This window comes from Microbacterium murale (assembly GCF_014635185.1).
GTDB lineage: Bacteria > Actinomycetota > Actinomycetes > Actinomycetales > Microbacteriaceae > Microbacterium > Microbacterium murale.
This window is the reverse complement of record NZ_BMCM01000001.1, coordinates 1,039,840-1,057,559: the sequence shown is the minus strand read 5'-3', so window position 1 is coordinate 1,057,559 and position 17,720 is coordinate 1,039,840. Positions and strand designations below refer to the sequence as shown.

Below are 17,720 nucleotides of genomic sequence, written 5' to 3'. Positions count from 1 at the left end.
GCGAAACTCGATTGAAAGGGAGAATCATGGCACTGACCGCACACTCCACCATCGGCGAATGGCTGAATGATCCGATCGGCGGCGAGCTCGTCCGCGGCATGCTCGCCCAGGCCGGCGCCGACGCCGACTCCCTCACGCCCGTTCTCGGACTGCCGCTGCAGCAGATGGTCGTCCTCAGCCAGGGCGCGATGGCCCAGTCGGTCGTCGACGACCTCGTCCGTGCGGCCAACAACGGTGAGATCCCCACCGACGACGCTCCCGCCGGCTGGGTCGAGAAGACCACCTCTGGCCGCTTCGCCGGCAAGACGATCATCGTCACCGGCGCAGCATCCGGAATCGGCAAGGCGACGGCATCGCGCATCGCCCGCGAAGGCGGACGCGTCGTCGCGGTCGACATCGCGGCCGACAAGCTCGATGCCTTCAAGGCGGAAATCACGGATGCCGACATCGTCACGGTCGCAGGCGACCTCACCAAGCAGGAGTCCATCGACGCCGTGGTCGCGGCCGCCGGAGACAGGATCGACGGCCTCGCGAACGTCGCCGGCATCAACGACGACTTCTCGCCGGCCGGCGAGACTCCGGATGCCGTGTGGGACCGCGTCATCGCGATCAACCTCACTGCACCGTTCAAGCTCATGCGCGCCGTGCTGCCCTTGATGGAGGCTGCGGGTGGCGGCGCGATCCTCAACGTCTCGAGCGAGGCGGGTCTGCGCGGCAACGCGTCGGGCAATGCCTATACGGCGAGCAAACACGGCATCATCGGCGTCACGAAGTCGGCGGCGTTCATGTACGGGCCGAAGGGCATTCGCGTGAACTCGGTCGCTCCGGGCGGCGTGGCCACCGGCATCCCGATGCCTCCGAACATGTCGGAGGCCGGGTCCGCGCGTCTTGCGCCGTTCCAGCAGGCCATCCCGACCGTCGCGACGGCCGAGCAGCTTGCCGCGTCGATCACATTCCTGCTGTCGGACGACGCCGTCAACATCAACGGTGCGATCGTCGCGAGCGACGGCGGTTGGTCGGTGCAGTAAGGGCGCGTGGAAGGTCACCGGGCCGCGATCCTCTCGATCGCGGCCCTGACCAACGCCGCGTTGTCCGGCGCGATGCGGCCGTCGGGCAGAGAGAGGCAGTCCTCCAGCCCGATCCGGGTATCCAGGCGGCGCTCGGCCGCAAGGTCGAACGCCGCCCAGGTCGAGCGCTGTTCGCCATGAAGGAGCACCGGCACTGTTCTCTCCGCCGTCGTGACTCGCCCGATCAGATCGTCAGCCACGTCGCGCACGTCGTCGGACGGGATGTCGGGCAGTTCGATCAGCACTCGCAGGCACTCGGTGCGATGAGGCGAGCGCGCCCAGAGCTCCGCACCCTCCGCGTTCCAGACGCCTGCCTCAACCTCCACACCTCGGCTCAGCAACAGCGCGGCGACCTCGTCGGCGCCATCCTCATGCCAGTTCACTGAGGCGAAGTCCGGCAGGTGCGTCCACTCGGCGATGGCGGCGAGCCGACTCCTCACCTCGGGCGCGGCCCACGCCCCCGTCGTCGCGCCGATCGGCACGCCAGGACACGCATCGCGCATCGCGCTGAGCCACCGCGCAACATCGCCGGCCGCGAGGCTGTCGCGACCGGCGCCGCCCTTGGGGTGCACGTGGATCGCTCCCGCTCCCTCCGCAACGGCGGCCGCGGCGTCTGCCGCGACCGCTCGCGCGTCGGCACTGAGTCGTGGATGCTCGGACACATCCCTGGCACCGTTGACGCACGCTTTGAGCAGCATGCCCGGCGCGTGATCGGCCGGGTCAGCCGATTCCATTTGGGGTGACGTCGCGGGGGTTCGTGCCGTAGGCCGCGATGTCATCCGTCGGGCCCTCGGAGAACTTCAGATTGTGATCGACCTGCCTGGCGACGGCGGCTTCCCGCCCCGCGACGATCGCCTCCTTCTCCTTCTCGAACCCGGGTCCGAGGGTGCGCGATTCGCCCTCGATGCGGTTGAACCACAACCCATCCCGGCGGAACGTCTCGATGTCACCTGCAGCCATGGCGTCTCCTTACGTCTTGTTCCACACTCCTTCTTACGACGGCCCAGGTGGACCGATAACCCCCTTGCGTGCGCAGCGGATGCTGCTATGGCGACGATCTATCCAGCGCAGCGCTCAATCAGATCCGGGTCGCGTTATCCACAGGTCATCCAGCGCGGTGACGTGACTCGATACAGTCGCCCGACGACCCGTCTGGAGGTAAACTTGTGACAGCAATGACAGCAATGCCGTCAGGAGACACCATGTCGACGATCACAGTGCGCGGGCTCGACGAACGTATCGTGCGTGCGCTCAAGCTGCGCGCGGCACGAGAGGGCCGATCGATGGAGGCCGAGGTTCGCTCCATTCTGACTGCCGCGGCGAAGGGCACCGAGAACGACCGCGGCTTCGGCAGCTTCCTTACGACAACCTTCGCTGGTGCCGGTGCTCCTGAGATTCCCGCACGCACCGAGTTCTCCGAGCCCGTCGATCTGACGTGATCATCCTCGACACGAACGTGATCTCCGAGCTGATGCGCGCGGAGCCGAATCCGGACGTCGTCGCCTGGCTCGATGAGATTCCGCGTGGAGAGATCTGGACCACGACGATCACCGTCGGCGAGATCGCGGCCGGAATCGCACTGCTCCCGACGGGCGCTCGCCGGGATCGCCTTGCAGAAGCATTCCAACTCGCGCTGGACGGCTTCGAGGAGCGCATCCTCTCGTTCACCACGGCCGTAGCTCTCGAGTACGGAGCCGTCATCGCGGCACGCACCGCCGCTGGAACGCCCATCAGCATCGCCGATGCGCAGATCGCGGCCATCGCCGCGGTGTCCGGCGGAACGCTTGCCACGCGCAACCTCACCGACTTCGTCGGCACGGGCATTGATCTCGTCAGCCCGTGGGACACGGCCAGTCGCCGTTGAAGGTCAACGACTTCTATGCGCACCGGCGGCTGACCGCACACCGGCGACCACCATCTTCAGCCCGGCATCGAAGGCGTCGACCCGGTCCCCGACCTGCACGGGTGTGAGATCGGCCGAAGCATCCACAGCCCCGACCACAGCGGCGTGAACGCGCTGCTGCTCGTAGAACGTGAAGCCGATCACGTAGTGCACGATGGTGTCCGCCGCGATGCCCGCGGACGTCGCATCCAGTCCTGCGGCGAGCGCGGCCTTCTCCAGCTGCGCTCGGCTCGGCAGTTCGAGCAGTCCGAGCGCCAGTGAGCTCGACACCAGCTCGGCGCCGTCGCGGTGGGCGAGCAACCTCTCGCGCAGCGTCGTCGCGATGGCGGCGAGGTCGGGCGCAGCATCCGGAGTCTTGTTGTTCAGCGCGACGATCCGCTCACTCACGGCGGCGAGCAGGGTCTGCTTGTTCGGGAAGTGCCAGTACAGCGCACTGACCTGCACATCGAGCACGTCGGCGATCCGCCGCATCGACAGCCCCGGCAGGCCGTTCTCGCCCAGCACGCGCATCGCCGCGTCGACGACGCCGGTTCGGTCGTTTCGGGCGGATGCAGGAACGGCGTTCATCCTGCTACTCTACAGAACACCGTTCAGGTGAACACTGTTCTAGTGAGCACTGTTCAGGAGAGCACCGTTCAGTAAGACCCCAAGGAGACCGATGTCCACCGCAGCAGCCACCCGCCGCACTTTCCCCGTGCTGGCCGATCTCATCGGCGTCAACTCTCGGCAGGGCGCGCGAGTGCGCGATGTCGTCCTCACGATCATCGGCACGGCGTTCATCACGGTCGCCGGGTACATCACGATCCCGCTGCCGTTCACGCCTGTACCGATCTCGCTCGCGACCTTCGCCGTGCTCCTGACCGGCGCGGCGCTCGGGCCGCTCCGGGGGTCGGCGAGCGCCGGGCTGTACCTCGTGCTCGGCCTCGTCGGAGTGCCGCTGTTCGCCCACGGTGCATCCGGCTGGGCATTCTCATCGTTCGGTTACATCGTCGGCTACGTCGTCGCTGCGCTGATCGTCGGCGCACTCGCCCGCCGCCGCTCCGACCGCTCTGTGTGGTCGACGCTTGGGCTCGCCGCCGTCGGATCGCTCACGATCTACGCGTTCGGCGTGCCGTGGCTCGCCGCGTTCGCGGGCATCGACCTCGCCGCAGCCTTCGCTCTCGGCGTGCTGCCGTTCCTCATCGGCGATGCCGTGAAGATCGTCGCGATGGCGGGGCTGCTGCCGGCGACCTGGCGCATCGTGGACCGGGCGGGCGAGCGCAGCTGATCGCAGTTCTGCGGCGCGTGTCCCCACCCCGCTCTACGCTCGACCCATGACCCGCCACCGGTTGCACATGACCCTTGTCGGCAGCGAACCCGAGATCTGGCGCACGTTCGAGATCGAAGGGAGCGCCCGCCTTCGGATGCTGCACCTCGCGCTGCAGACGATCATGGGATGGCGCGAGTCGCACCTGCACGCGTTCACAGACGCTGACCCGCACGCTCGCGCTCAGCATCCGTCACGGCGATGGGAAGCTCTCGACATCGAGAGCGAAGAGGGCACGCTCTCCGAAGATGACTTCACGGTCGACGACGTGCTGCGGGATGGCGGACCGCTCTGGTACGAATACGACTTCGGTGACGGATGGGTCCACCGCCTGGACATCGTCGAACAGGTGCCGTCCGAACCCCACCTCACCACGGTCGTGCTGCTCGACGGCGCGAACCGCGGACCGTTCGAAGACTCCGGCGGCGTGGGCGGTTACGCCGAGAAGACCGCGATCGCGGCCGACCCGCAGCATCCGGAGCACGAGTCGATCGTCGACTGGATCGACACCACGGTCGGGCCATGGGCACCGCGTGGGCCGGGGATGTTCGACCTCATCGGCGTGCAGTCCGAGCTGAATCTGATGTTCAATCCCGGCGCATCCGGTATATCGCCGAATGACATGTCTGGCCTCGTCAAGGTCGTGGAGCACCGGCTCACGGGCGATGTGCACGAGGGGTCGCCGATCGCCGAGTTCGCCTCCGTACTGCCGCCGCCGATCCGCTCAGAGTTGCGTCAGCATCTGCAGTTCACCAACATCCTCGGGCCGGGTGGCATCGACCCCGAGACCGCGGCGCGCATCATTCGCCCGTTCGCATGGCTGATGGACGCGGTCGGCGCCGATGGCCTCGACCTGACCTCCGCAGGGTGGATGCCGCAGTCCACAGTGCTCGCCGGCATGACCGAACTCGGCTGGATCACCGACTGGATCGGCAAGGGTAACCGCGAAGACGTCACTCCTCCGATCGCCGTGCTGCGCGAGACAGCGCAGCGCATCGGGCTCGTGCGTGTGCAGAAGGGCCGCCTGCTGCTGAGCGCGGCGGCGAAGAAGGCGCTCGGCGATGCCCCAGCACAGTTGCGACTGATCGCCGAGGGCCTGTATCGAAAGCTCAGCGATGCCGAGACGGATGCCGCGGTTCTGCTGCTCCTCGCGATAGCCGACGGCAGACCGCGCGAAGACCGGTGGCGCTCCGTCGCCTTCGGCCTGGAGGTGTGCGGATGGCAGTCATCGACCGGATGGCGGTTCACCAAGCAGGACATCGGCCACGCGACCTTCTGGACGCAACGGGTGCTGAATCAGCTCGGGGACGCACCACGCCTGCCTCGATTCGACGAGGAGAGCCCGCTGTTGAGGCCGTTCGCACGCGAGGCGCTGCGTTAGCCGGTTGCGCACAGATTCACGCATGTGAACCGCCGGTAGACTTGACCACGCCCCGCCGGCCCTGATCTTGGAGTGCGCGTGACCACCCCCACCCCCGAAGCATCCACTCGTCAGCACGTCCCCGACTCCGTGAGCAACGCCGAAGCGACTCCCGAGAAGGAACAGCCGTACGCGGCGCTGGGACTCAAGCCAGACGAGTACGCCCGCATCCGCGAGATCCTGGGCCGTCGCCCTACCTCCGGCGAGCTGGCGATGTACTCGGTCATGTGGTCGGAGCACTGCTCCTACAAGTCGTCGAAGAACTACCTCAAGCGTTTCGGCGCGAAGGTCTCCGACGAGATGAAGGAACGCCTCATGGTCGGCATGGGCCAGAACGCGGGCGTCGTCGACGTCGGTGAGGGCTGGGCCGTCACCTTCAAGGCCGAGAGCCACAACCACCCCTCCTTCATCGAGCCGTTCCAGGGCGCGGCCACCGGCGTCGGCGGCATCGTCCGCGACATCATCTCAATGGGCGCTCGCCCGGTCGCCGTCATGGATGCGCTCCGCTTCGGCGCGATCGACCACCCCGACACCGCGCGCGTCGTTCACGGCGTCACCGCCGGCATCAGCTTCTACGGCAACTGCCTCGGTCTGCCCAACATCGGCGGCGAGACGGTCTTCGACTCCGTCTACCAGGCCAACCCGCTCGTGAACGCCCTCGCGGTCGGCGTGCTCCGTCACGAAGACCTCAAGCTCGCGAACGCCGAGGGCGTCGGCAACAAGGTCGTTCTCTTCGGCGCCCGCACCGGCGGCGACGGGATCGGCGGCGCCAGCATCCTGGCGTCCGACTCCTTCGACGACGGTGGCCCGACCAAGCGCCCCGCCGTGCAGGTCGGCGACCCCTTCGCCGAGAAGGTGCTCATCGAGTGCTGCCTCGAGCTCTACAAGGGCGAGCTCGTCGAGGCGATCCAAGACCTCGGCGCCGCCGGCATCTCGTGCGCGACCAGTGAGCTGGCAGCCAACGGCAACAGCGGCATGCACGTCTCGCTCGACAACGTGCTGCTGCGCGACCCCTCGCTGACCGCTGAGGAGATCCTCATGTCGGAGTCGCAGGAGCGCATGATGGCCATCGTCGCTCCTTCCAAGTTGGAGGCGTTCCTCGAAGTCGTGAACAAGTGGGAGGTCGAGACCTCCGTGCTCGGCGAGGTCACCGGTGACGGCCGCCTCGTCATCGACTGGCAGGGCGAGCGCATCGTCGACGTCGACCCGTCGACGGTCGCGGTCGACGGCCCCGTCTACGACCGTCCGGTCGCCTACCCGACGTGGATCGACGCGCTGCAGGCGGATGCTGCTGAGCTCCTGCCCCGCACCGACGACGCCGACGTGCTGCGCGAGCAGTTCCTGCTGCTCGTCGCATCCCCGAACCTCGCGGACACCAGCTGGATCACCAACCAGTACGACTACTACGTGCTCGGCAACACCGCACTCTCGTTCCCGGATGACGCGGGCATGATCCGCGTCGACGAGGAATCCGGCCTCGGCTTCGCGATCTCCACCGACGCCAACGGCCGCTACTGCCAGCTCGACCCGTATGCGGGCGCACAGCTCGCCCTCGCCGAGGCGTACCGCAACGTCGCCGTCACCGGCGCGACCCCGACCGCGATCACCGACTGCCTGAACTTCGGATCCCCCGAGAACCCCGAGGTCATGTGGCAGTTCGGCCAGACGGTCGACGGCCTGGCCGACGGATGCTACGAGCTGGGCACCCCGGTCACGGGAGGCAACGTCTCGTTCTACAACCAGACCGGCGACACCCCGATCCACCCCACCCCGCTGGTGGGCGTGCTCGGCATCATCGACGACGTCTCGCGCCGCATCCCGTCGGCCTGGCAGGACGAGGGCCAGAACATCTACCTGCTCGGCACCACCTCGACCGAGCTGTCCGGCTCGGCGTGGGCGGAGACGGTGCACAACCACCTCGGCGGACTGCCCCCGAAGGTCGACCTCGCCGGCGAGAAGACCCTCGCCGGCCTGATCGGCGCCGCGCGCGACGAATGGCTGATCTCCTCCGCGCACGACGTGTCTGAGGGCGGGCTCGCCCAGGCTCTCGCGGAGGGCGTCATGCGCTTCGGCGTCGGTGCCCGGGTGTGGTTGACCGAGCTCATGGATCGTGACGGGGTGGATGCGGCATCCGCCCTGTTCTCCGAGTCGACGGGCCGCGTCATCGTGACCGTTCCCCGCGAGGATGACGTGAAGTTCCAGGGCCTGTGCGAAGGCCGCGGATACCCGGTGCTGCGCATCGGCGTGACCGACACGGTCTCCGACCTCGAAGTGACGGGACTGTTCACGGTCTCGGCATCCGAGCTGCGCGAGCGTTCGCGGGCGACCCTGCCCGCGGCCTTCGGCCCCACCGTCTCGGAGCCCGTATGAGCGACGTCGAGCGGCACGTCGACGACGATTACGGCGACCTCAACGCGAAGCGCAACAAGCGCATCCGCATCATCGCCTGGACGACGATCATCGCGCTCATCCTCGGCGGTGGCGGCGCGACCGTGCTGTCGCTGCTCTTCGGCTGAGTTCCGCCCCCCCGACTCCTCCTCCACAGGATCGGCCTTTCACCGAAGCATCCACCCTTCACGCCATCGCGCTCTGCGATGTCGGAGCGTCTGCGAAGACTGAGTGGCATCGCAGACGAAAGAGGACACGATGAGCGAATCCAAGTTGGATCTGATCGCGAAGCTGCTGGCGAAGGCCGAGAGCACGACGCCGGAAGAGGCCGAGGCGCTGACCGAGCACGCCGAACGCCTGATGGTGAAGTACGGCATCGAGCAGGCGCGGCTCGATGCGCGACGAGCGAAGCTGGGTCAGGAGCGCGAAGAGATCGTGCAGGAGCAGATGGTCTTCACCGGCTCCTACGCGCGAGACATCCGTGAACTGGGCGGGAACGTCGCCTTCGCGCTCGGCTCGATCAGGCCGATGCAGTCGGAGCGGCCGGGCGGCGGATTCATCCTGTACTTCGTCGGATTCACGTCCGATGTGCAGCAGGCGAAGATCCTTACGGCCAGCCTCGAGGTGCAGGTGATGGTCGCGATGAGGGCGTGGTGGGCGAGCCGTCGGGAGATGTATCGATGGCACTCCGAGAGCGAGAAGCGTCGCGCGCGCAGCGGATTCATCCGCGGGTTCGGCATCGGTGCCGCCCAGCGCCTGCGTGAGAGTCGTGCCGCGATCGTGGAGGAATCAGGTTCGGGCACTGCGCTCGTGCTCGCGGATCGTCAGGATCAGGTGGATGCCGTGGTCGACGCGATTCCGCATCGCCGGGGACGAGCGCGCCAGGGCGCCGATCGTTCGGCCTTCTCGCACGGGCATCGATCGGGTCTCGAGGCGAACACCGGCGGCAGCGCGGTCACGGTCGGGCGGGGCTTATCCCGCTGACGTTCGATATGATGAGTTCATCATGCCACTAAGTGACGCACACCGCCCCTTGTACGAAGTGAAGGCGAACCTCTTCAAGGGACTCGCCCACCCGTTCCGCATTCGCATCCTCGAACTGCTCTCGGATGCCGACGAGGTGAGCGTCGCGCGCCTCGGCGAGGAGACCGGGCTCGAGGCGTCGCATCTCTCGCAGCACCTTTCCGTGCTGCGCCGTCACCGACTCGTCGTGTCCGAGCGGCGTGCCAGCCACGTCTACTACCGTCTCGCCGACCGCCGCACCGCCGAGATGCTCGCGGTCGCCAGGGCGCTGCTGCTCGAGATCGTGCGCTCCGACGGAGAGCGTATCGACGAGGTCGACGCGCTGCCGGCACTCGGTCAGGCCCGTCCGTGACATCCGCCACTCGAGCCACGGCATACATCCGCGGCCTCCTGCCTTCCCGCCCCGACTACCGTGACCTGCGCCGCACGTGGAAGGGCGACCTCGTCGCCGGACTCACGGTCGGCATCGTCGCGCTTCCGCTGGCCCTCGGATTCGGCGTCAGCTCCGGCGTGAGCGCCGAGGCCGGGCTCATCACGGCGATCATCGCGGGTGTGCTCGCGGCGATCTTCGGCGGATCGAACGTGCAGGTCTCCGGACCGACCGGAGCCATGGTCGTCGTGCTGCTGCCGATCGTCGCGCAGCACGGCGTCGGCGCCGTCGCACTGGTGAGCATCATGGCGGGTGTCATCGTGCTCGCAGCCGGGGCGCTGCGCCTCGGCCGGGCGGTCAGCATCATCCCCTGGCCGGTGATCGAGGGGTTCACGCTCGGCATCGCCGTCATCATCTTCCTGCAGCAGGTCCCGTCACTCACGGTGGGAGGGCAGGCAGATGCTGCGAGCCACAGCTCCAACGCACTCGTCGCCGCGATCCAGGCGATCAGCAGCGCCGACTGGACGTACGTGCCGTGGGCGGTCGGCGCAGCCCTCATCGTCATCGCGTGCATGCTCCTCGCGCAGCGCCTGCACCCCGGCATCACCGGATCCCTCGCCGGAATCGCCATCGTGACGATCCTCTGCCTCGTCATCGACAGCCCTCTCGCCGTCATAGGCGCCCTGCCAGACGGCCTGCCGATGCCGACTTTCCCGACACTGACACTCGGCAGCACGGCATCCCTGCTCGGCCCCGCCCTCACGATCGCCGCGCTGGCGGCCATCGAGTCGCTGCTCTCGGCGCGAGTCGCCTCATCGCTCGCCGACACCGGCCCATACGACCCCGATCGCGAGCTGGTCGGTCAGGGCATCGCCTCCATCGGCTCCGGCCTCTTCGGCGGAATGCCCGCAACCGGGGCCATCGCGCGCACCGCCGTCAACGTGCGCTCTGGCGGCCGCACGCGCCTCGCGTCGATCGTCCACGCCATCGTGCTGCTGCTGTTCGTGCTCGTGTTGTCGGGCCCGGTCGGGATGATCCCGCTGGCGGGCCTCGCGGGCGTGCTGATGCTGACCGCGTACCGCATGGTGCATAAGGCGACGATGCGATCGATCCTGAAGTCGGCCAGATCGGATGCCGCCGCCTTCATCGTGACCGCGATCGTCACCGTCTCCTTCGACCTGATCATCGCGGTCGTCATCGGCATCGTGTTCGCGGGGGTCTTCGCGATCCGCAACCTCTCGCGCGGCACCGGAGTGCAGCGGGAGGAGATCGCGGGAACGCCGCTGGCCGGCGATGAGCGCATCTCGGTCGTGCGCATCGACGGGCCCCTGATCTTCGCGTCCGCAGATCGCGTGTTCGAGGAGATCACCCGCATGCGCGGTGCCACCGTCGTCATCCTGCGCATGTCAAAACTCGAGCATGTCGACGCGAGTGGGGCGCACGCCCTGCAGGACATCGTGCAGTCCCTGGAGCGACGCGGCGTGACGGTGCTCATCAAGGGTGTGCAGCCTGTGCATGAGGATCTGTTCCGCACGATCGGGGTGCTGGCGTCGCTGCGTCATCACAGACACCTCTTCACCTCGATGGACGACGCCGTCACGCACGCGCGCAGCCACATCTCGCGCGAGACGGGTCGCACCGCGGCCTCCACGACCCAGTGACGCGGGTCGCCCAGCCGAGCTCGCCGTGCCCGTGGACATTCAGCGCCAGCAGCACGAGCGTGCGGCGGTGAGCTGCGAACGTCAGTACGTGCGCGAGGTTGCTCAGCCGAGAGCTCTGCTTGATCGACATTGCTGGATCCTCGTGCGGGAGCGTGACGACCGACAACGGTTCCGCGCACAACAGGACGGGCGTACCCTCGGGCGTGAACGGAGGAACCATGACCATCCAGCCCGTAGACGTCGCACGCGACGAAGACATCGAGGGATACTTGCTCGGCTCACCGGTGAGCATCATGCGCGAGTACATCACGACTGCCGGCAGAGGACCACGCCTGCACCGGCATCCGTACGCGGAGACGTTCGTGATCCACCGGGGTCGGGCGCTGTTCACGGTCGGCGACGAGCAGGTCGTCGGTGCCGGAGGTCAGATCCTCGTCGTCCCCGCACTCGTGTCGCACCGGTTCGAGGTGCTGGACGGCGGCACGTACGAGGCCACGCACGTGCACGCGAACGATCGCTTCGTCACGGAGTGGCTCGAGTAGCACCGGGTCGGTACACCTGTCGGCCGGGAATCACGGATGTCAGTCGAAACAGCGGGTTTCGACCGACATCCGTGATTCCTGACCTACATCTGTGCCGCGATGCTCACCACTACTCTGAGACCATGACGGACTCCGAGCTGCGCGCCCTGCTGGAGGTGCTGCGCCGCGAGGCACACGATCGCACCGAGTCCCTCTCCGCCACGCTCACCGAGCTCATGCACGATCGCAGCAGCCAGAGCGATGATGACGAGCACGATCCGGAGGGCGTGCCGCTGTCGGCCGAGTGGTCGAGGCTGAGCGGGCTGCTCGACGGGGCCCGCGACGAGCTGCAGCAGGTCGACGATGCGCTGACTCGAATGGATGCCGGCGACTACGGCGTCTGCGCGAACTGCGGTCGCAGCATCCCGATCGCGCGGCTGCGTGTCCGGCCGTTCGCCACCCTCTGCGTGCCATGTGCGGAGAAGCTCGGACGCTGACCATGCGGACGATCGCGATTGTCAACCCTCTGGTGACCGCGAATCGGCCGGACGACGCTGGGCGGACACCGACGAACAGGAGCACCCCATGAGCGATCCGAACACCGGCGAACCCCGTATGGACGACCCCATCGAGACCAGTCTCGACAAGGGCACCGGCGACCCGAACGATGACCGCGCGTATCTCGACGACCTCCCGCCGGCACAGGTCGCAGACGAGGACGAAGACGACACAGACGAGACGGATGCCGACGCCTGAGCCCAGTGCCTGAGCCCGGCGCACGGCAACCGGTCTCGTGGTCGCGCGCCCGGGAACTCAGTTCGCGGCGAGCGCGTCCGACCCGTTCAGCGCCCTGATGACCTGCGCCTGATCGCCGCGCGCTTCGCCGTAACGCAGGAACTTCACGCGCTCGACCTGCACCTCGGCAGCGTCCGGCTGCGTCTCGAGAATCGTCATCGTCTCGTCGATGTACTCAGCGAGCGGCATCGCGAACGGGTCGTCCTGATGTCCGGGCATGAGTTCGGTCTGCACCGACGGCGGCACGAGTTCGACCACGCTCACGCTCGAGCCTGCGAACTGCAGCCGCAGCGTCTCGCTGAGTTGATGGATCGCGGCCTTCGTCGCGTTGTAGGTGGGCGTCACCCGCAGCGGCGCGAACGCCAGTCCCGACGAGACCGTCATGATCGTGGCATCCGGCTGCGCGAGTAGATGCTCGACGAACGCCGAGATCAGCCGGATCGGGCCGAGGAGGTTCGTCGTCACCGTGGCCTCGGCGTTCTCGAGGAAACTGCCGGGTGTCGTCCAGTCCTCCGCGCGCATGATGCCCGCCATCGTGACGAGCACATTGAGATCCGGATGCCGCGCGATCACCTCGTGCGCTGCGGCGGCGATGGAGGCAGCATCTGCCGTGTCGATCCGGACGGTGTCGATTCCCGGATGCTGCGCGGCGATGTCCGCGAGCAACTCGGTGCGGCGACCACCGATGACAACCTGATTGCCTGCGTCGTGGAGGCGCAGCGCGAGCGCGAGGCCGATGCCGCTGGTCGCGCCGGGGATGAAGATGGTGTTTCCGTTGATTCGCATGTTTCGAGTCTCGATCGAGCCGGCGGCGCGCGGCAGAGAGCAATTGTCGGGGGATCAGCGATCCCTGGATAACCGCAGTGTCGGGCGCGCATGATGGAGGAATGGATCGTGAAGCCCTCGCCGTGTTCCTCCGCCGACGCCGGGAGCAGCTGCAGCCCGGCGACGTCGGCCTGTCGGCTGGAGTGCGCCGGCGCGCGCCGGGCCTGCGCCGCGAAGAGGTCGCGCAGCTCGCGCTCATGTCGACCGACTACTACACACGGCTCGAGCAGCAACGAGGACCGCAGCCCAGCACGCAGATGCTCAGCTCACTCGCCCGTGCGCTTCGCCTCACCGCCGACGAACGCGACTACCTGTACCGCGCCGCGGGTCACGCGGTGCCCGATCGCATCACGCCGTCCGATCACGTCGCACCTGCACTGCAGCGGGTGTTCGACCGGCTGCACGACACGCCTGCCCTGATCATCTCGACCCTCGGCGAGACGCTGGTGCAGAACGCGCTGGCCGCAGCACTGCTCGGCGACAACCTCGGCCGTGCCGGGTTCGAGCGCTACGAACCGTATCGCTGGTTCATCCAGCCGGAACAGGCACGGGCCCACTATCCCGAGGACGATCACGCCCGCAACAGCCGCGCGCAGGTCGCCGGATTGCGCGCCGCATACGGCGCCATGGGCCCTGATTCGCAGGCCGGGATGCTGGTAGCCGAGCTGTCACGGCGCAGCGAGGAGTTCCGCGCGCTGTGGGAACGGCACGAGGTCGCGCAGCGCTTCGCTGATCACAAGACACTGCTCCACCCGGAAGTCGGGCCGATCGAAGTGGACTGCCAGGTGCTCTTCACGGAGGACCGCGGTCAGGCGCTGCTCGTGCTGACTGCGGCGCCTCGCAGCGAGGATGAGGAGAAGATCCGGCTGCTCGGCGTGCTCGGGGCGCAGCGGTTCCGGGCGGACGAGAGGGCGCCGAGGGCGTGACCGCACCGCACTCGCTCACCGTGGCCGCGCCGCGCCGCGGCGCCGCCAGAGCACCGGCTACAGATGTCGGCTCGAATCACGGATGTCGGCGCGAAACAGCTGTTTTCGACCGGCATCCGTGATCTGGACTGACATCCGTGTCGCGACAGGCGCGCAGCGCCGAGCGCCGCTCAACCGGCGTCGGCCTTGCGGGCGCCCGCCTCAAGCACGTCACCGGCCGGCAGCTCCTTGTGCCCGCCGAACTGCAGCCGCATCGCCGAGAGCACCTGGTTCGCGAACTGATCCTCGTCGCGTGAGGAGAAGCGCTCGAACAACGACGCCGCGAGCACCGGCACTGGAACACCGACATCGACTGCGGCCTTGACCGTCCATCGACCTTCGCCCGAGTCCGAGACGCGACCGGCGAGCCCCTCGAGGCCTGGGTTCTCGTGCAGCGCGGCGGCGGTGAGGTCGAGCAGCCACGACGAGATCACCGACCCCCGGCGCCACAGTTCGGCGACCTTGTCTGTCTCGATGGGGAACTGGTAGAACTCGGGTTCCTCCAGTGGCGCGATCTCGGCCGAGTGCTCGGCTTCGCGCACACCGGCATCCGCGTTCTCGAGCAGGTTGAGCCCCTCGGCGATCGACGCCATGATGCCGTATTCGATGCCGTTGTGCACCATCTTCACGAAGTGCCCGGCGCCGGACGGACCGCAGTGCAGGTAGCCCTGCTCCTCGGGCGTGAGGTCACCCTCACGCCCGGGTGTCCGTTCGATCTCACCGACGCCAGGAGCGATCGTGCGCAGCACGGGCTCGATGTGCTCGAACGCCCTGTCGCTGCCGCCGACCATGAGGCAGTAGCCGCGCTCGAGTCCGAAGACACCGCCGCTGGTGCCGATGTCGACGTACTCGATGCCGCTCTCGCGCAGTTTCGCGGCCCTGCGCACATCGTCGCGGTAGTTCGAGTTGCCACCGTCGATGAGGATGTCGCCCTTGTCGAGAACGGCCGCCACCTCTTCGGCGACCTTGCCGGTGAGCGAGGCGGGCACCATCATCCAGACCACCCGGGTCGGGGTCAGCTTCGCCGCGAGGTCGGCCATGCTGTCGGCGCCGGTGGCACCCTCCGCGACGAGTGCGGCGACGGCATCGGCGTTCACGTCGTAGACGACGCAGTCGTGCCCGTCGCGCATCAAACGCCGGACGATGTTCGCGCCCATCCTGCCGAGTCCGATCATGGCCAGCTGCATATCCGCTCCCACCGTTCAGTCCGGCCCGCCGTGAGCCGAGTCGTGGTCATCCTGACACGCCGTCCGGCGGGATGCCAGCACCTCATCCTCGGAGAAGTGCATCTTCTTCGGAGAGTTCGGGGGCGATCGGTCCGAAGAACGTGCACTTCTCCGAACTCGGCGTACGCGTCAACCTGTGATGCCTCCAGCGAGGCAGCGGCGACTCCAACTCGTCAGCCACCCAGCACGGTGAGGGCGCGCGGCCGTGGCACCTCAGTGCCCAGAGTGACCGCCGATCACGGCGTCATCCGAGTCGTCGACATGCTCCGAATGCTCAGGCGCCCGCACCTTGTCCTCATCCCCCGGTTCGATCACGACGAACTGCCCCATCATCCCCTCGTCCTCATGCAGCAACATGTGGCAGTGGTACATGTACGGCATGGTCGGATCGGCGTAGTCCTCGAAGCGCACCAGCAGCCGGTAGGTCAGGTTCGGGTTGAGGTAGATCGTGTCCTTCGGACCCGCAAGCTCGGGCGGCGGTGCCTGCCCGTCGATGCTCAGCACTCGGAACTGCACATCGTGGATGTGGAAGCTGTGCGGAATCGGCTGCGTGCTGCGCACCTCCCACACCTCGGTGTCGCCGACGTGCACGATCTCGTCGATGCGGTTCATGTCCATCTGCTCGCCGTTGATCTCGCGGGTGTTCAGCACGAAGTCTCGAGTGACGGATGCTTCGTCCTCATGCAGCTCGTCGGCGACAGCATCCTGCGCCTGCGGCCATGTCGGCTCGGGCGATGGTGTCAGCGTGTCGGCCGCCCGGAACTCCAGCACGTCGAACTCGTCGTTTCCACCAGAGGTCGCGGGCACGACGATGCCACCGAGGTCGGTCTTCGACGAACGCAGTCGCACGGTCTCGCCCGGCTCGAACTCGACGACGACCTCGGCGCGCTCGCCCGGCGCGAGGCGCATCTGATCCATCTCGACCGGAGCATCGAGGAAGCCGCCGTCGGACGCGATCATCGTCATAGGACGATCCGGCATCTCGAACGTGTACGTGCGCGCGGTCGATCCGTTCAGCAGTCTCAGGCGCACCCGCTCCGTGGTCACGTCTTGATATGCGCCGACCGTGCCGTTGACCATGACGGTGTCGCCCAGCGTCCCCGGTTCGGATCCGTCGTCATTCAGCACGAGTTGCCCGGCGCCGTCGAACTCCTTGTCCTGGACGATGAGCGGCAGATCGTCGACGCCGTACTCGCTCGGCAGATCGGCAGCCAGGCTCGCGTCGTCGTCGAGGATGAACATGCCGGCGAGGCCGAGATAGACATGCTTCTCCGTCTCGCCGTGCGGATGCGGGTGGTACCAGAGCGTCGACGCCGGCTGATCGATCGTCCACGTCGGCCGCCACGTCTCACCCTGCTCGATCATCTGATGCGGGCCGCCGTCCATCACAGCGGGCAGGTGCATCCCGTGCCAGTGCACGCTGGTCGCCTCCGGCAGCTGGTTGTCGATCTCGAATGCGACCTGCTCGCCACGTTCGGCGCGAAGGGTCGGGCCGAGGAACGATCCGTTGAAGCCCCAGGTCTCAGCATCCCCGATGCCGGGGAAGTCTGTCGTGCCTTCCTGCGCCGTCAACTGGAAGGTGCGCACGCCGTCCTCGACGGTGGAATCGGCGAGCGGCGGGATGGCGAGTTCGTTGACGAAGTCCTGTTCGGCGACCGTGGTGGTGGAGAACGTGTCGCATGCGGTGAGGAGGGCTGCGGATGCCGCGACCACGGCGAGCGCAGCGGCGATGCGCACTCCGCTCGGAATGCGCTTCACGCCCGCTTCCGCATCTTCTGGATCGCAAGGGCGATAAGCCCGGCGACGGCACCCCAGAACGTGTCGATGGCCAGGGCGGCGAACGCGGTCCAGATGGGGCCGTCAACGCCGCCGAAGATCGCCGCGACGATCATAGAGATCGCGCCGTGGGCGAGTCCGGTGAGCGTCAGCACGAGCACCGGCCGCGGCACCCGGCCGAAGCCGACGACGGCGATCCAGGTCACGGCGACGACCGCGATGATCGTCAGTGCCCGCGGCGCTCCCTGGCCGATGCCGATCAGGTTCGTGAGCGGCCAGAGCAGCGAGAGCGAGGCGAGGCCGACGATGAGCAGCCAGGGCAGTGCGGGTCGGGCGGTCGTGGAGGGGGTCGTCTCAGTCATGAATCCAGCCTCGCCAGCAGCCGCGCACGGCACATCGGCGCTGGAGCGTCACTTCGCCCCGTCAGGAGGCGACGTCCCACCACGTCGATGTCGCCCGGAAGCGACTACCGCC

Annotated in this window: 21 protein-coding genes; 14 read left to right on the top strand and 7 right to left on the bottom strand. The window is 67.6% G+C overall.

Features of this window, described 5'->3' with window-relative positions; genetic code table 11:
- Positions 1-26: 26 nt before the first annotated feature.
- The gene (locus tag IEV67_RS05140) at positions 27-1,028 is read left to right on the top strand and encodes an SDR family NAD(P)-dependent oxidoreductase (protein ID WP_188435456.1); all 1,002 of its coding nucleotides are present in this window, start codon (positions 27-29) and stop codon (positions 1,026-1,028) included.
- A 14-nt stretch (positions 1,029-1,042) separates the two neighbouring features.
- On the opposite strand, the gene IEV67_RS05135 is transcribed toward IEV67_RS05140, so the two are convergent.
- Together IEV67_RS05135 and IEV67_RS05130 are read right to left on the bottom strand one after the other, a co-directional pair.
- Positions 1,043-1,765: a 3-keto-5-aminohexanoate cleavage protein gene (locus IEV67_RS05135; protein ID WP_188435455.1), complete on the bottom strand. Its 723-nt coding sequence runs from the start codon at positions 1,763-1,765 to the stop codon at positions 1,043-1,045.
- Positions 1,766-1,787: 22 nt separating this feature from the next.
- On the bottom strand, positions 1,788-2,027 hold the full coding sequence (locus tag IEV67_RS05130; RefSeq protein ID WP_188435454.1) for a hypothetical protein: 240 nt from the start codon (positions 2,025-2,027) through the stop codon (positions 1,788-1,790).
- Between the two features lie 242 nt (positions 2,028-2,269).
- On the opposite strand from IEV67_RS05130, the gene IEV67_RS05125 reads away from it, so the two are divergent.
- Together IEV67_RS05125 and IEV67_RS05120 are read left to right on the top strand one after the other, a co-directional pair.
- Positions 2,270-2,506 carry a FitA-like ribbon-helix-helix domain-containing protein gene (locus tag IEV67_RS05125; protein ID WP_188435453.1) on the top strand — a complete coding sequence of 79 codons (237 nt, stop codon included), beginning with the start codon at positions 2,270-2,272 and terminating at the stop codon, positions 2,504-2,506.
- A complete protein-coding gene (locus IEV67_RS05120; RefSeq protein WP_188435452.1) occupies positions 2,503-2,931 on the top strand; it encodes a type II toxin-antitoxin system VapC family toxin in 429 nt (142 codons plus the stop codon). The genes IEV67_RS05125 and IEV67_RS05120 overlap by 4 nt, the downstream gene beginning before the upstream one ends.
- 3 nt (positions 2,932-2,934) lie before the next feature.
- Here the strand turns inward: IEV67_RS05120 and IEV67_RS05115 are convergent, their stop codons facing one another.
- A complete protein-coding gene (locus IEV67_RS05115; protein ID WP_188435451.1) occupies positions 2,935-3,537 on the bottom strand; it encodes a TetR family transcriptional regulator in 603 nt (200 codons plus the stop codon).
- A gap of 91 nt (positions 3,538-3,628) precedes the next feature.
- Here IEV67_RS05115 and IEV67_RS05110 point away from each other — a divergent pair, with 91 nt between their 5' ends.
- The 10 genes from IEV67_RS05110 (at position 3,629) to IEV67_RS05065 (ending at position 12,415) form a co-directional block, all read left to right on the top strand.
- Entirely contained in the window at positions 3,629-4,237 is a 609-nt protein-coding gene (locus IEV67_RS05110) for a biotin transporter BioY (RefSeq protein ID WP_188435450.1), read from the top strand.
- A 46-nt stretch (positions 4,238-4,283) separates the two neighbouring features.
- The gene (locus IEV67_RS05105; protein ID WP_188435449.1) at positions 4,284-5,657 is read left to right on the top strand and encodes a plasmid pRiA4b ORF-3 family protein; all 1,374 of its coding nucleotides are present in this window, start codon (positions 4,284-4,286) and stop codon (positions 5,655-5,657) included.
- 78 nt (positions 5,658-5,735) lie between these two features.
- Positions 5,736-8,066 carry a phosphoribosylformylglycinamidine synthase subunit PurL gene (purL, locus tag IEV67_RS05100; protein ID WP_188435448.1) on the top strand — a complete coding sequence of 777 codons (2,331 nt, stop codon included), beginning with the start codon at positions 5,736-5,738 and terminating at the stop codon, positions 8,064-8,066.
- Complete coding sequence (locus tag IEV67_RS05095) at positions 8,063-8,212, top strand: hypothetical protein (protein WP_188435447.1); 150 nt, start codon at positions 8,063-8,065, stop codon at positions 8,210-8,212. The genes purL and IEV67_RS05095 overlap by 4 nt, the downstream gene beginning before the upstream one ends.
- A 130-nt stretch (positions 8,213-8,342) precedes the next feature.
- The gene (locus IEV67_RS05090; RefSeq protein WP_188435446.1) at positions 8,343-9,068 is read left to right on the top strand and encodes a DUF2786 domain-containing protein; all 726 of its coding nucleotides are present in this window, start codon (positions 8,343-8,345) and stop codon (positions 9,066-9,068) included.
- 22 nt (positions 9,069-9,090) lie between these two features.
- Positions 9,091-9,459, top strand: coding sequence for an ArsR/SmtB family transcription factor (locus tag IEV67_RS05085; RefSeq protein WP_188435445.1), 369 nt, complete (start codon positions 9,091-9,093; stop codon positions 9,457-9,459).
- On the top strand, positions 9,456-11,138 hold the full coding sequence (locus tag IEV67_RS05080; RefSeq protein ID WP_188435444.1) for a SulP family inorganic anion transporter: 1,683 nt from the start codon (positions 9,456-9,458) through the stop codon (positions 11,136-11,138). Before IEV67_RS05085 ends, IEV67_RS05080 begins: the two co-directional genes overlap by 4 nt.
- Before the next feature lie 218 nt (positions 11,139-11,356).
- Positions 11,357-11,680 carry a cupin domain-containing protein gene (locus tag IEV67_RS05075; protein WP_188435443.1) on the top strand — a complete coding sequence of 108 codons (324 nt, stop codon included), beginning with the start codon at positions 11,357-11,359 and terminating at the stop codon, positions 11,678-11,680.
- A 122-nt stretch (positions 11,681-11,802) separates the two neighbouring features.
- On the top strand, positions 11,803-12,156 hold the full coding sequence (locus tag IEV67_RS05070; protein WP_188435442.1) for a TraR/DksA family transcriptional regulator: 354 nt from the start codon (positions 11,803-11,805) through the stop codon (positions 12,154-12,156).
- An 88-nt stretch (positions 12,157-12,244) separates the two neighbouring features.
- Entirely contained in the window at positions 12,245-12,415 is a 171-nt protein-coding gene (locus IEV67_RS05065; protein WP_188435441.1) for a hypothetical protein, read from the top strand.
- 57 nt (positions 12,416-12,472) lie between these two features.
- Here the strand turns inward: IEV67_RS05065 and IEV67_RS05060 are convergent, their stop codons facing one another.
- Positions 12,473-13,240, bottom strand: coding sequence for an SDR family oxidoreductase (locus tag IEV67_RS05060; protein ID WP_188435440.1), 768 nt, complete (start codon positions 13,238-13,240; stop codon positions 12,473-12,475).
- A 101-nt stretch (positions 13,241-13,341) separates the two neighbouring features.
- Here IEV67_RS05060 and IEV67_RS05055 point away from each other — a divergent pair, with 101 nt between their 5' ends.
- Entirely contained in the window at positions 13,342-14,205 is an 864-nt protein-coding gene (locus IEV67_RS05055) for a helix-turn-helix transcriptional regulator (protein ID WP_188435439.1), read from the top strand.
- A 170-nt stretch (positions 14,206-14,375) separates the two neighbouring features.
- On the opposite strand, the gene gnd is transcribed toward IEV67_RS05055, so the two are convergent.
- The 3 genes from gnd to IEV67_RS05040 form a co-directional block, all read right to left on the bottom strand.
- Complete coding sequence (gnd, locus tag IEV67_RS05050; RefSeq protein WP_188435438.1) at positions 14,376-15,431, bottom strand: phosphogluconate dehydrogenase (NAD(+)-dependent, decarboxylating); 1,056 nt, start codon at positions 15,429-15,431, stop codon at positions 14,376-14,378.
- Positions 15,432-15,683: 252 nt separating this feature from the next.
- Positions 15,684-17,228 (bottom strand): multicopper oxidase family protein, encoded by a 1,545-nt coding sequence (locus IEV67_RS05045; RefSeq protein WP_188435437.1) that lies wholly within the window; start codon positions 17,226-17,228, stop codon positions 15,684-15,686.
- Entirely contained in the window at positions 17,225-17,608 is a 384-nt protein-coding gene (locus IEV67_RS05040; protein WP_188435436.1) for a hypothetical protein, read from the bottom strand. The genes IEV67_RS05045 and IEV67_RS05040 overlap by 4 nt, the downstream gene beginning before the upstream one ends.
- Positions 17,609-17,720: the final 112 nt, after the last annotated feature.

Bases quoted from the DNA above. Each gene is read 5' to 3' on its own strand.
- IEV67_RS05135 (WP_188435455.1), bottom strand. From the start codon at position 1,765: ATGCTGCTCAAAGCGTGCGTCAACGGTGCCAGGGATGTGTCCGAGCAT.
- IEV67_RS05140 (WP_188435456.1), top strand. From the start codon at position 27: ATGGCACTGACCGCACACTCCACCATCGGCGAATGGCTGAATGATCCG.
- IEV67_RS05115 (WP_188435451.1), bottom strand. From the start codon at position 3,537: ATGAACGCCGTTCCTGCATCCGCCCGAAACGACCGAACCGGCGTCGTC.
- IEV67_RS05110 (WP_188435450.1), top strand. From the start codon at position 3,629: ATGTCCACCGCAGCAGCCACCCGCCGCACTTTCCCCGTGCTGGCCGAT.
- IEV67_RS05070 (WP_188435442.1), top strand. From the start codon at position 11,803: ATGACGGACTCCGAGCTGCGCGCCCTGCTGGAGGTGCTGCGCCGCGAG.
- IEV67_RS05130 (WP_188435454.1), bottom strand. From the start codon at position 2,027: ATGGCTGCAGGTGACATCGAGACGTTCCGCCGGGATGGGTTGTGGTTC.
- IEV67_RS05065 (WP_188435441.1), top strand. From the start codon at position 12,245: ATGAGCGATCCGAACACCGGCGAACCCCGTATGGACGACCCCATCGAG.
- IEV67_RS05055 (WP_188435439.1), top strand. From the start codon at position 13,342: ATGGATCGTGAAGCCCTCGCCGTGTTCCTCCGCCGACGCCGGGAGCAG.
- IEV67_RS05085 (WP_188435445.1), top strand. From the start codon at position 9,091: ATGCCACTAAGTGACGCACACCGCCCCTTGTACGAAGTGAAGGCGAAC.
- IEV67_RS05060 (WP_188435440.1), bottom strand. From the start codon at position 13,240: ATGCGAATCAACGGAAACACCATCTTCATCCCCGGCGCGACCAGCGGC.
- IEV67_RS05125 (WP_188435453.1), top strand. From the start codon at position 2,270: ATGTCGACGATCACAGTGCGCGGGCTCGACGAACGTATCGTGCGTGCG.
- gnd (WP_188435438.1), bottom strand. From the start codon at position 15,431: ATGCAGCTGGCCATGATCGGACTCGGCAGGATGGGCGCGAACATCGTC.
- IEV67_RS05075 (WP_188435443.1), top strand. From the start codon at position 11,357: ATGACCATCCAGCCCGTAGACGTCGCACGCGACGAAGACATCGAGGGA.
- IEV67_RS05095 (WP_188435447.1), top strand. From the start codon at position 8,063: ATGAGCGACGTCGAGCGGCACGTCGACGACGATTACGGCGACCTCAAC.
- IEV67_RS05105 (WP_188435449.1), top strand. From the start codon at position 4,284: ATGACCCGCCACCGGTTGCACATGACCCTTGTCGGCAGCGAACCCGAG.
- IEV67_RS05040 (WP_188435436.1), bottom strand. From the start codon at position 17,608: ATGACTGAGACGACCCCCTCCACGACCGCCCGACCCGCACTGCCCTGG.
- IEV67_RS05090 (WP_188435446.1), top strand. From the start codon at position 8,343: ATGAGCGAATCCAAGTTGGATCTGATCGCGAAGCTGCTGGCGAAGGCC.